Annotated in this window: 10 protein-coding genes; 9 read left to right on the forward strand and 1 reads right to left on the reverse strand. The window is 28.3% G+C overall.

The features are described from left to right. Positions 1 to 176 precede the first annotated feature (176 nt). Positions 177 to 911 carry a response regulator transcription factor gene (locus CRV01_RS12115; RefSeq protein ID WP_129008498.1) on the reverse strand — a complete coding sequence of 245 codons (735 nt, stop codon included), beginning with the start codon at positions 909 to 911 and terminating at the stop codon, positions 177 to 179. 181 nt (positions 912 to 1,092) lie between these two features. On the opposite strand from CRV01_RS12115, the gene CRV01_RS12120 reads away from it, so the two are divergent. The 9 genes from CRV01_RS12120 to CRV01_RS12160 all read left to right on the forward strand — a co-directional run bounded on the left by CRV01_RS12120 (position 1,093) and on the right by CRV01_RS12160 (position 12,324). Continuing rightward, positions 1,093 to 2,286: a hybrid sensor histidine kinase/response regulator gene (locus CRV01_RS12120; RefSeq protein ID WP_129008499.1), complete on the forward strand. Its 1,194-nt coding sequence runs from the start codon at positions 1,093 to 1,095 to the stop codon at positions 2,284 to 2,286. Between the two features lie 23 nt (positions 2,287 to 2,309). Beyond that, positions 2,310 to 4,781: a transporter substrate-binding domain-containing protein gene (locus CRV01_RS12125; RefSeq protein ID WP_129008500.1), complete on the forward strand. Its 2,472-nt coding sequence runs from the start codon at positions 2,310 to 2,312 to the stop codon at positions 4,779 to 4,781. Positions 4,782 to 4,996: 215 nt separating this feature from the next. Further along, the gene (locus tag CRV01_RS12130) at positions 4,997 to 6,706 is read left to right on the forward strand and encodes an FMN-binding glutamate synthase family protein (protein ID WP_129008501.1); all 1,710 of its coding nucleotides are present in this window, start codon (positions 4,997 to 4,999) and stop codon (positions 6,704 to 6,706) included. 253 nt (positions 6,707 to 6,959) lie between these two features. After that, the gene (gene gabT / locus CRV01_RS12135) at positions 6,960 to 8,240 is read left to right on the forward strand and encodes a 4-aminobutyrate--2-oxoglutarate transaminase (protein WP_129008502.1); all 1,281 of its coding nucleotides are present in this window, start codon (positions 6,960 to 6,962) and stop codon (positions 8,238 to 8,240) included. A gap of 121 nt (positions 8,241 to 8,361) precedes the next feature. Further along, positions 8,362 to 9,387, forward strand: a complete 1,026-nt coding sequence (locus CRV01_RS12140; protein WP_129008503.1) for a TRAP transporter substrate-binding protein — start codon at positions 8,362 to 8,364, stop codon at positions 9,385 to 9,387. Positions 9,388 to 9,399: 12 nt separating this feature from the next. Further along, positions 9,400 to 9,939 carry a TRAP transporter small permease subunit gene (locus CRV01_RS12145; RefSeq protein ID WP_129008504.1) on the forward strand — a complete coding sequence of 180 codons (540 nt, stop codon included), beginning with the start codon at positions 9,400 to 9,402 and terminating at the stop codon, positions 9,937 to 9,939. Next, positions 9,932 to 11,260, forward strand: coding sequence for a TRAP transporter large permease subunit (locus CRV01_RS12150; protein ID WP_258238405.1), 1,329 nt, complete (start codon positions 9,932 to 9,934; stop codon positions 11,258 to 11,260). Before CRV01_RS12145 ends, CRV01_RS12150 begins: the two co-directional genes overlap by 8 nt. A 10-nt stretch (positions 11,261 to 11,270) precedes the next feature. Continuing rightward, positions 11,271 to 11,708, forward strand: coding sequence for a universal stress protein (locus CRV01_RS12155; RefSeq protein ID WP_129008505.1), 438 nt, complete (start codon positions 11,271 to 11,273; stop codon positions 11,706 to 11,708). A 103-nt stretch (positions 11,709 to 11,811) separates the two neighbouring features. Further along, complete coding sequence (locus tag CRV01_RS12160; protein ID WP_129008506.1) at positions 11,812 to 12,324, forward strand: GNAT family N-acetyltransferase; 513 nt, start codon at positions 11,812 to 11,814, stop codon at positions 12,322 to 12,324. Positions 12,325 to 12,498 lie beyond the last annotated feature (174 nt).

Genomic DNA, 12,498 nt, shown 5'->3' on the forward strand with positions numbered 1-12,498 from the left:
GATCATACTGCATTTAGAGTTGACTGGATGCCATTTGGTGGTGCTAAAACTTCTGGTCTTGGATTAGGTGGTATCCCTGATTCTATGAATGAAATGCAAAACCAAAAAATGATGGTTATTAAATCTCCTGTTTTATAATTCATTTTTAAGAGAAGTGACAAGCTCACTTCTCTTTTTTATTCACTTTCGAAGGTATATCCCATTCCATAAATATTTTTGATATGTAGTTCTGGTACTTTTTTTCTTAGTCTATAAATAAGGCTTTTAAGATGTGTAATATCTGGGTTTAGATCAAACTCCTCAAACCAAATAGTATTTATAAGTTCATCAACCGTACATACTTTTCCATTATTACTTAGCATTGCAGTTACAAAACGTATTTCATTTTTAGTTAATTCAACTATTTTATCGTTTTGCATAAGTTTTTTCTTATTTTTATCCCAAGTTATAAATTCATTTATTCTCAAGACATCATTATTTTGATTTAAATTTTCATGATAAATTTGACTACTTAACTCAAAAATATCATTTAAAAAAGTAGAATATTCTATTGGCTTAGTAAAAAATTGATGAATACCAAGATTTACTAAAGGTAATAAATATTTAAATTCATTTCTTGCAGACAAAATTACTATCTTTTGATTTTCATTTATTTTATAAATGGACTCAACTAACTGTACTCCATCTACATTTGGCATCTTTATATCAGAGATAACCAAACTATAAAAGCTATTATTTTCTTTATGATATTCTATATATTTATTAAAACCATCATCACCATCAATAGCAGTAGTAACTTTTGGAAAGATATCTAGAAGTAACTCTTTAAATTCTTTTCTAAAATCATTATCATCTTCCACAAAAAGTATATGCATATTTTTAGTATATTTTTTTAATAAACTATAGTCCATTAAATCCCTTTTATAATAAATGAATTAATCTAAATATAGAAGTTTTCTTTGTAAAATATCAAAAGCATATTATCATTTTGTTTCTTATATTATTGTATATAATAGTTATATATTATGATGATAATGCAACACTATTTAGCTACTTTTTAGTGATATACTATAAAAAATTAAAGAGAACAAAATGATTGATAATCAAATCCTAAAAAATAAAACTATTCTATATGCTGAAGATGAATCAATAATTCAAGATGGAGTTACTGAAACTCTAAATCTTTTTGGACTAAATGTTATTTGTGCAGAAAATGGAGAAGAAGCTTTATCACTTTTTAAAAATAGTGAAAATAAAATTGATCTTATATTAACTGATATTAAAATGCCAAGATTAGATGGACTAGGTTTCATTAAAAAAGTTAGAGAAGTAAATAATGATATACCTGTTATCATAACAACTGCACATCAAGAAACAAACTATCTTATGCAATCAATCGAATTAAATATTAGTGCTTATATATTAAAACCAATCAATATATATAAATTAGAAGAAATATTAATAAAAGCAATAGAACCTAGTGTGCTAAAAGAACAACTTATAGAAAAAAACAAAAAACTAGAAATAGAAATAAAGAAAAACAAAGAAAAACAAAAAATCATGGAAGCTCAATCTAGATTTGCAGCAATGGGTGAAATGATAAGTATGATTGCACACCAATGGAGACAACCTCTTGCCTCAATTGGTACAGCCTCTTTTAATTTAAAATATAAACTAAATTCTGAAAAGTATGATTTAACAACACAAAAAGGAAGAGATGAACAAACAGATTTTTTTAGTAAAAAATTAGATGAAATTGAATTTTATGTACAAAATCTTACAACTACTATAGATGATTTTAGAAACTTCTATAGAACTGATAAAAAACTTAGTAAAACATGTATTGAAAATCCAATAAAAAATAGTTTAAAGATTTTGCAAAAAGATTTACAAACAAATAATATTAGTATTAACTTAGATTTAAAAAGTAAAAAACTAATTAACATATATGAAAATGAGATTACCCATGTCTTTTTAAATATAATAAAAAACGCTGCAGATAAATTTCTTGAAAAACAAATAGTTGATGCAGAAATTAAAATAATAACATCTGACTTAGAAGATAAAGTAAAAGTTGAAATTATAGATAATGGAGGAATTATCGAAAAAGAAAATTTAGATATTATATTTGAGCCTTATTATTCAACAAAAAAAGAAAAAAATGGTACGGGAATAGGTCTTTATATGTCTAAAACTATAATTGAAAACAATCATGATGGAAAAATAGTTGTTGAAAATACAAATGATGGGGTTTGCTTTTCAATAATTTTAGATTGTATGATATAATCACAAAAAAATTGGAGATATAATTGAGATATATTTTTTTTGTTTTCTTATTTTTAAATACTTTATTTGCAAACAATTTTGAATTAAGCGAAGAAGAAAAAGATTGGATAAAAAACAATGAAGTAAAAATAGGTTTATCAGAGCTTTATCCCCTTACTTATATAAATAAAGATAATAAAATGGATGGCTTTGTTAGTGATATTTTTAAGCTTATAACAAAAAAATATGATATAAAAACAAAAGCTATAAAAATGAACCAATCTTCAATTCCCCTTGCTATAAAAGAGAATAGAATAGATATAGCTCCCATTGTAAACAATATTAGTATAGAAAGTAGTTTAGGAGTATACTCTTCTGAGATTTTACAGATAAAAAAGATTTTATTCGTAAAAAAAGAGAATAACTCTATACACTCAATAGATGATTTAAAAGATAAAAAAGTTGCTGTAGTAAATCAGTTAGGTACTATACAACATATACAAAATAAATACTCTTTTATGAAAATAGAAAGAACAAACAATATGCATGAGTCTGTTCGAAAATTACTTAAAGGAGAAGTTGATGCTTTAATTGCCTCTCCTATTATTATTCAAAAATACTTAGAAGATAACTTAATTATTGACTTAAAGGCTATACCTCTTATTAACTTTGAACCATCAAAACTATTCTTTTTTACAAGTAAAAATAAACCAATGCTTCAATCTATTTTAGAAAAAGGCTTAAATTCAATATCAATAAGAGAAGAAAAAGAGCTCTTTGACAAATGGTTTTTAAAGGATCTTGCTAACTTACCCATTATTTTCACTAAAGAAGAGATAAACTATTTAGACAAAAAAGATCATATACGATTATGTGTTGACCCAGATTGGATGCCTTATGAAAAGATTGAAAATCATAAACATATAGGTATAGTTGCTGATTATATGAAAGAGTTTGAAAAGAAAATTGGAGTAAAACTAAAACTTATTGAGACAAAAGATTGGACACAATCTTTAGAATACATGAAAAATAAAAGATGCGATATTCTTTCTTTTGTTATGGATATAGAATCTAGACAAGGATATATGAATTTTACTGAGCCTTATGTTACTGCTCCATTAGTATTAGTAACTAAAAGAAATGTAAGCTTTGTAAGTGACTTAAAAGATTTAAAAGATAAGAAAATAGGTATCCAAAAAAACTTTGCTTATAATGAAATCATAAGAAGAAAATACCCAAATTTAGAAATTGTTGACGTGGCACATTTAAGAGAAGGATTAAAAAAAGTTGAAAGAGGAGAAATCTTTGGACAAGTTACTACTCATCTAAATGTAGCCTATGCCTTTCAAGAAGAGTTTTATGGAAGTTTACAAATATCAGGTAAGTTTGATGAACGATGGCATCTATCAGTAGGAGTAAGAGAAGATGACCCTATTCTTTTAAATATTTTTGAAAAAGTTGTAAACTCTATAAGTAAAGAAACTAGACAAAAAATCATTACTAAGTGGGTAACTATAAAATATGAAAAAAGTATAGACTATAAACTTTTTTGGAGTGTTGTAAGCTTTTTATTTTTTATTTTATTAATAATATTATATACCTATATTCTACAACGTAGATATATTAGAAAGCTTACTGGTGCAAAATCAAAAATTGAAACTTTAAATAGTACCTTAGAAAAGAAAGTACATGTAAGAACAAGAGAGCTTGAGCTTTCAAATAAAAAATTAAAACGAAAAACCCAAGAATTAGAAAACCTTAATAATACACTAGATGCAAGAATAAAAGAAGAAATAAACAATAGAAAAAAGCAAGAGCAATTATTAATACAACAATCAAAGCTAGCAGAAATGGGTGAAATGATAAGTATGATTGCCCACCAATGGAGACAACCTTTAAGTGCTTTAAGTACTATTATACAAAATATTCATTTGCGTTACTCTTTGAATAAACTAGATAAAGAATATTTAGATAAACAGATAATTTTAAGTACTGCACTTACAGAAAAAATGTCAAATACAATAGATGATTTTAGAAATTTCTTTAAACCAAATAAAGAAAAACATCTTTATTCAATAAAAGAAGCAATTCATCAAACTATTTTTCTTATTGATGACAGTTTTAAAAGTCATAGTATTAAAATTGAAAATCAAATCTCTAATGATGTAATGATATATGGATTTGAAAGTGAACTTTCTCAAGTTTTACTAAATATACTTACAAACTCTAAAGATGCTTTTTTAGAAAAGAACGTTGAAAATCCTTATATTACTATTAAAACAAAACGTATAAAAACTCATATTAAAATCTTAATTTCTGATAATGCAGGAGGAGTTAAGGAATCTATTCTAGATAAAATATTTGAACCATATTTCACAACAAAAGAGAATTACAATGGTACAGGTCTTGGATTATATATGAGTAAGATTATTATAGAACAAAATATGAAAGGAATATTAAATGTTAAAAATATAAAAGATGGCGTACAATTCACAATATATATACCTATCAATTAAACTTTTATATTTTTTTGAAGAAAAATATTTATAATCACTTTTTGACTACTCTTTTCAGTAATAATTTCAAACAAAGTATTTAATATTATTTACTAGAGAGTAGGTATGATAAACATCCCAGTCTATTCTCCTTTCATATTATGCCTACTCTCTAGTAGATAATAAAATACAATCCCATTTAACTTTGCAATAATTTTGTATGCATAAGGACAAATATGGAAATATGGATTATTACGTTAATATCTTTTGTTTCGTTAATATTTATATGGTATGTACATGACAAATATGTCCAAAGAAAACATCAAATACTTGTTAATTACCCAATTATAGGTAGATTAAGGTTTGTATTTCAAGAATTTAGAGAACCATTTAGACAATATTTTGGTGATGAAAAATTTTATGAATCTATGGATAAACTTGATTGGGTTTATGGTGCTTCAAAAGATAAAATAAACTTTACTTCTTTTTCTCCTTCTCAACCTCTACCAAAACCAAAATTTATGTTTAGACATGCAAACATCGTTTTAAATGATGATGAAGTTGAAGATGATTTTACAGTAGTTTTTGGAGAAAATCAAAAAAAACCTTTTATCTCTTCATCTATTATAGGAAGGGGTCCCATGAGTGATGGTTCTATTTCTCCAGAAGGAACTAGAGCCTTTGTAACAGGTTCTAAATTAGGAAACTTTCCTATCAACTCAGGAGAAGGTGGATTAACTTCTAATTTCTTTGTAACTCACAATAATTATGATCCTAAGTATATAACAGAAAAAAGAGGTAATAAATTTCAACATACTATTTTTAGACTTGCAAAGTTTTTCTTCAATCTTCCTGTTTCAGTAGATTTTTACAGAAAACTTATTTTTAAAAAGAATCAACTTGGAGACACTTATGTTTTCAATGAAGAAAAAGAGTGTTTTTATCGACCAAATTGGGATGTATCATTAGAAAATTTTCCAAGCGATGTACCTGATGATATGCCTGATATTATACTTCAAATAAGTTCTGGATTATACGGTGTACGAGATAAAGAAGGAAATTTTGATTTTGAGCGTTATAAAAAACAAATGAGTTTTTGTCGAATGACTGAAATAAAAATAGCTCAAGGTGCAAAACAAACAGGTGGAAAACTAATAGCTAAAAAAGTAACACCTTCAATTGCATATTATAGAAATATAGAAGCATATAAAGATGCCTTCTCACCAAATAGGTTTCCATATGGTAATACATTAGAAGAGCTTTTTGATTTTATTGGAAAGCTACAAAAAGCATCTAATAAACCAGTTGGAATAAAAATAGTTATTTCAGATGATACAAATATTGTACCTATAGCAAAAGAGATAAAAAGAAGATCACAACTAGGTTTACCCTACCCTGATTATATATCTTTAGATGGTGGAAGTGGAGGAAGTGCAACTGCTCCAAGAGACATGATGGAAAGAATTGGTATGGATATAAGGGATGCTTTATATCTTGTAAATAAAGTATTAACTGATTATGGAGTTAGAGATTTAGTAAAAATTAGTGCAAGTGGAAAGATTCTTACTCCTGATGATATTATCATAATACTCTCTTTAGGTGCAGATTTTATACAAATTGCAAGAGGTTTTATGATGAGTGCTGGATGTATAAGAGCTAGGTACTGTTCAGGTTCTACTAAACATCAGTGCCCTGTTGGTTTAGCCACTCAAGATATAAAAAAGCGTAAGCACTATTTTGTAAAAAAACACTCTGAACATGTAAAAAACTATCATGATAATATATTAAAAAGTTTAAAAAGTTTGCTTGCAGTTATGGGATTAAAGAGCTTTAAAGAGTTAGATAAAGAAAAACTAATATTTCTTGATAAAGACTCTTTAATTTATGATGATATGGATGAACTATTTAAAAGAAGGATTTTTAATAGAATAAATTCTTCCTTATAATAAACCCCTTTATTTAGGCTTACCAAAGAAATTTATACTTATATTTCTTTGGTAAATACATAAGCAATTTTAATAAAAAAAATATCTTTTGACTACTTCTTTGTCACTTTTTCACTACTCTTTTCAGCAATAATTTTGTTATAGGATTTTCATGTACTGCCTTTTGATAATTCAAAAGCTTTTGTGATAAAAGTATATGAAATATTTTATAAACATAAAATAGAAATATATTTAGTTGAAAAGGGTTTTAAAGATGAACAACAAAGACTTACAAAATAGAAAAAATAAAGTTTTTGCAAGAGGACAAGGTAATGCTTATCCAGTATATGTAGAAAAAGCAAAAAATGCAGAATTATGGGATGTTGAAGGAAATAGATTTATTGATTTTGGAACTGGAATCGCTGTATGTAATACAGGACATAGCCATCCAAAAATTGTTGAAGCTGTTAAATCTCAAATTGAAAAATTCAGTCACACTTGCGTTATGGTTAATCCATACGAAGTTGCAGTTGAATTAGCTGAAAAACTTACTAAACTAGCTCCTGGTGAAACTGAAAAAAAAGCTATCTTTGTTACAACTGGTGCTGAAGCTGTTGAAAACTGTGTAAAAATTGCAAGAGCACATACTGGAAGAAGAGGTATTGTTGCATTTAATGGTGGTTTTCATGGTAGAACTAATATGACAATGGCTCTTACTGGAAAAACAATGCCTTATAAAAAAGGATTTGGACCATTCCCTGCTGAGATATATCACTTACCATATCCAACACAATTTAATGGAACTAGTGTTAAAGATACTTTAGTTGCATTAAAAAATCTATTTAAAGTAGATATTTTACCTGAAGATATTGCAGCGATTATTATTGAACCAATTCAAGGAGAAGGTGGTTTCTATCAAACTCCAGTAGAATTATTACAAGAGCTTAGAAGAATCTGTGATGAACATGGAATTATATTAATTATAGATGAAATCCAAACTGGATTTGCTAGAACAGGTAAAATGTTTAACATCGAATATGCTGGTATTGAGCCAGATTTAATGACAATGGCAAAAGGTATTGCAGGTGGTTACCCATTATCAGCAGTTGTTGGTAAAGCAGAAATCATGGATTCACCAATTCCTGGTGGATTAGGTGGAACTTATGGTGGTTCACCTGTTGGTTGTGCAGCAGGATTAGCTGTTTTAGAAGTAATTGAAGAAGAAGATTTAATCAATAGAGCAAATCAAATTGGAGATATCTTTAACAAAAGACTAAATGAACTTAAAGCTAAATTCCCAGAGTTAATCTCTGATGTTAGAAACCAAGGTGCAATGATAGCATTGGAGCTAATGGTTGATGGTGATGCTGAAAAACCAAATGTAGAATTAACAAAAGCTATAACTGCAAATGCACAAAAAGCAGGCTTAATTTTATTATCTTGTGGATTTAATAGTAATGTAATTAGATTCCTTCCTGCATTAACAATGAGTGATGAAATTGCTAATGAAGGTTTAGATAAATTTGATGAGTTATTTACAAGTTTAGCAAAATAAATTAGTAAAAAAGGGGGAAAAAAGTCGTAAAAAAGATACTAAGGGAAAAAAGTCATAGGGGATATATCTTTTGATATAAAACCTATCATTGAATAAAATAAAATTTAGATAAGGAGAAAGAATGACTAATTTATTTAGAAGATTTAAAAATAAGATAATGGCTACATCAGTAATTGCATTACTTGGTGTTATGGCAATGGTTGATACTGCAAGTGCAGCTCAACATAACTGGAGGTTTTCAAACCTTTATGGTAGAGGAACTGCATTTGGTGATTTATATCAACAATTAGCAAAAGATATTGAAAAAAATACAAATGGTGAAGTAAAAGTTCAAGTATTATTTTCTGGTGAGGGAGTAGGAGCTTCAGAGCTTTTAGGTGCTACTAAATCTGGTCTTATTACTATGGCTGCACCTTTTCAATCAATGCATGCTGGTGAATTACCTGCTGGTGTAGTTGAAATTGGTTTACCAGGTGGTACTGCTGATACTGATAAATTAAATAAACTTTTCCATGAAGATGGTTGGGATAAAATTCTTAAAAAAGCTTATGGTTCTCAAGGTTTAGTATGGTTAGAGCCATATATTCAACCACCAGTATATATTATCACTAAAAAACCTATCAAATCTGTTGCAGATTTCCAAGGTCTTAAAATTAGAGCTCCTGGAGCATATGGTAAATTCTTAAGAAACTTAGGTGCTTCTCCTGTTTCATTAGCTTGGAGTGAAATTTATACAAGTTTAGCTACTGGTGTTATTGATGGTTCAATTGGTTCTAATATGATTGACCACAGAGATGGTAATCACGTTGAAGTTGCTAAATATATGTACAAATTACCTTTAGCTGGTGCTCAAGTTTTACCAATTGTTGTTAATAGAAATGCTTGGAATAAATTAAATGACACTCAGAAAAAAGGTGTTTATGACGCAACTGTTGCACATGCAAAAGCTCAATTAACTATGTCTAGAAAATGGGAAAAAGAAGCTGTTGCTCAAATGGAAGCAAAAGGTTTAAAATGGTCTCCAGAACCTTCAGAAGCTGACAAAAAAGCTTGGCATGAAGCAGGTGCTGGTCTTTGGGACGAGTATTCTAAAAAAGACAGATTCAGTAAACAATTAATTGATGTGTTAAGAAAACAAGCTAAGTAATTAGGCTTTCTTATGCTAAAAAAATTCCTACAAACGATTTGTATTGTGGTTGATAAATTCACAATGTGGTTAGGAAAGGGGGCATCATATTTGATGCCTATCCTTGCCTTTATTGTTGCATTTGAAGTAGTAGCAAGATATATATTTGACGCTCCTACAATTTGGGCTTATGATTTATCTCTATTTCTATTTGGATATATTGCAGCTTTAGGAGGAGCTTATGCTCAACAAAGAAAATCACATATTAATGTTGATATTTTATATATATCAGTTTCTCCTAAAGTTAAAAGCATCTTTAATATTATCTCTTTTTCTTTAGGTGTTTTCTTTTTAATTATTATTTTTAAAATGGGATTAATAAAGTTTGATGAGGCTATAGAGTATGACTACAGAAGACAAAGTGAATGGGCGCCTGTTATGTGGCACTTTTGGCTAATGCTTTGTGTAGCTAGTGCAGTATTTACAGTACAACTTCTTAGAGATATATTAGAAGAAGTTTATTACTTTTTTACTGGATTACCATTAATTGAAAAGGAGATTAAAGATGATTAGTGTTGAATTATTAACAGTTATACTTTTAGCTTTTATTTTAATTTTCTTTGCACTTGGAGCACCTGTTGGACTTGCACTTGGTGGTATTGCTATGATGGTTGGTTATTTTACATGGGGTGATGGTATATTCAATGTTATCCCAACTACTATTGAAGCAACATTTTTTAGTTTTATTTTACTAGCTATTCCACTTTATATTTATATGGGACAACTCTTAACCCACTCTGGTATTGGTGATGCTATGTTCAAAGCTAGCCAGATGGTTATTGGTAGAATTAGAGGTTCACTTGCTATTAGTGTTGTTTTCATTTGTTCTATGATTGGTGCAATGGTTGGTATTATTGGTGCAGGAATTATGAGTTCAGGAAGTATTGCTTTAAAGCCTATGCTTGATGCTGGATATAATAAAAGACTTGCTCTTGGAACTATTATGGCTGGTGGTGCTTTAGGTATTTTAATTCCACCTAGTATTCCAATGATTATGTTTGCAGCTTCAACTCAAAACTCAGTAGGAAGAATGTTCCTAGGAGCTATGGTACCTGCTGCTATAACTGTTACTCTTTTAGTTGCATATATAATAATTAGCTCTATTATCAAACCACAAAATGCTCCTTTATTAAGTGAAAATAATCCTGGTTTACCAAAACTAAAAGGAAAAGAAAAACTTAGAGTATTTAGAGATGGTTTCCTTTCTATTGGTCTTATTTTTGTTGTTCTTGGTAGTATCATTTCTGGTATTGCTACTCCAACTGAATCAGGAGCATTAGGTGTTGCTGGAGCTATTTTACTTGCTATTTTCTTTAAAAGATTTAAATTAGAGATGATGAGAACAGTAGGACTTCAAACTGGTATTTTAGTAAGTGTTGCAATGTGGATTATTTTAGGTGCTTCTGTATTTAGTAACTTCCATTTATTAATGGGAATTCAAGGTATGATTTCAGATTTTACTCATGGATTAGATTTACCTCCAATCATGATTATTATTATGTTTCAACTTATTATGCTTTTCCTTGGATTTATTATAGATGAGTTTATTATTGTATTAATGTGTGCACCACTATTTACTCCTATTGCTGTATCTTTAGGGTATGACCCAATTTGGTTTGGTGTACTTATGATCATTAATATTCTTATTGCTGTTCAAACACCACCTTATGGATTTGCACTATTTTACTTAAAAGGTATTGCACCACCAGAAATTGGTATGGGTGAGATTTATAAGTCTGTTGCACCATTTATTTTAGTTAATCTTATTGTACTTATAACTTGTATGATATTCCCAGAAATTGTTCTATGGCTACCTGATAAAGTCATGGGCTAAGGAGATAAAAATGTTTAATAATATATTAGTTCCTCTACATTTAGATTATACAGATAATCATGAAAAACTTTTTGCAGGGGCACTTGAGGTTTTACAAGAAAGTGGTAAACTTTCATTACTTTATGTAAATGAAAATAGAGCACATGGTTCTGTTTATCCTATTTTAGATGATGAGAATGAAAAACATTATAATCATGATGCATTTATTGAATTAAAGAAAATTGCAAAAAAACATGCTCTTCCAGAAGATAAAATATCATTTCATATAAGAGATGGTTCAGCTCATAGAGAGATTCTAGAAGAAGCTAGAAGAATTAATGCAGATGCTATTGTAATGATGGCTACAAAACCAGGGCTTAGTAGTTACTTTATTAGTAGTACTCCTGAAAGAGTAGTAAGGCATGCTGCTTGTTCTGTATTTGTGATTAGATTAACAGATTATAAATAAACCAATAATATATCTAGAAAGTAAAGGATTTTTCCTTTACTTTTTCATTCTTAACACAAAATTATAAATATATTGAAATAAATACAATATAGGGATAATCAAAATGAAAAATTTTATATCTACTGAAAATGCAGAATATAATTTAAAAATTGCAACAATTGAAGATGCACAATTAATTATAACTTTCATGAAAAAACTTGGCACTTACCAAAAAATGGAAGAAGCTATAACAGCAACACCAGAACGAATAAAAAGATTGTTAAAAGATAAATTGGGAGAAGCTATTTTTGGTATTTACAAAGAAAAGATTATCTCATTTGCATATTTTCATCAAAAAAGTTCTGCTTTTTCTGGTCGAAAAGGACTATATATTGATGCGTTTTTTATAGATGAATGTGTAAGAGGTAAAGGTTTAGGAAAAATCATGTTTCAATATCTTTCAAAGTATGCGATTGATAGAGAATGTGAATATTTAGAATGGGTATGCTTAGGCTGGAATAAGCAAGCAATAAAATTTTATGAAAGACAAGGTTCTTATTGTGTAGATAACTTAAAAATATATAGATTGTCTCCAGATAATTTATCTTTAAATGCAAAGAAATTTACACAAAACTAATTAATAAATATATATTTTAAATTTTTAAAAAAGGAAAGAAATGAGTACAATAGAAGTAACATCACCATATGACGGGAAAGTAGTAGGAACAGTTCCTTTTACAAGTATAGAAGGTGTTCAAAAAGCAATCGACGTTGCATATGAAAAGTTTTTAGATGTTGATAATTGGATTCC

The sequence above is a fragment of the Arcobacter sp. CECT 8983 genome (assembly GCF_004118855.1).
GTDB lineage: Bacteria > Campylobacterota > Campylobacteria > Campylobacterales > Arcobacteraceae > Halarcobacter.

Coding starts and splice junctions, on each gene's coding strand:
- CRV01_RS12115 (WP_129008498.1), bottom strand. CDS start 911: ATGGACTATAGTTTATTAAAAAAATATACTAAAAATATGCATATACTT.
- CRV01_RS12120 (WP_129008499.1), top strand. CDS start 1,093: ATGATTGATAATCAAATCCTAAAAAATAAAACTATTCTATATGCTGAA.
- CRV01_RS12130 (WP_129008501.1), top strand. CDS start 4,997: ATGGAAATATGGATTATTACGTTAATATCTTTTGTTTCGTTAATATTT.
- gabT (WP_129008502.1), top strand. CDS start 6,960: ATGAACAACAAAGACTTACAAAATAGAAAAAATAAAGTTTTTGCAAGA.
- CRV01_RS12140 (WP_129008503.1), top strand. CDS start 8,362: ATGACTAATTTATTTAGAAGATTTAAAAATAAGATAATGGCTACATCA.
- CRV01_RS12145 (WP_129008504.1), top strand. CDS start 9,400: ATGCTAAAAAAATTCCTACAAACGATTTGTATTGTGGTTGATAAATTC.
- CRV01_RS12150 (WP_258238405.1), top strand. CDS start 9,932: ATGATTAGTGTTGAATTATTAACAGTTATACTTTTAGCTTTTATTTTA.
- CRV01_RS12155 (WP_129008505.1), top strand. CDS start 11,271: ATGTTTAATAATATATTAGTTCCTCTACATTTAGATTATACAGATAAT.
- CRV01_RS12160 (WP_129008506.1), top strand. CDS start 11,812: ATGAAAAATTTTATATCTACTGAAAATGCAGAATATAATTTAAAAATT.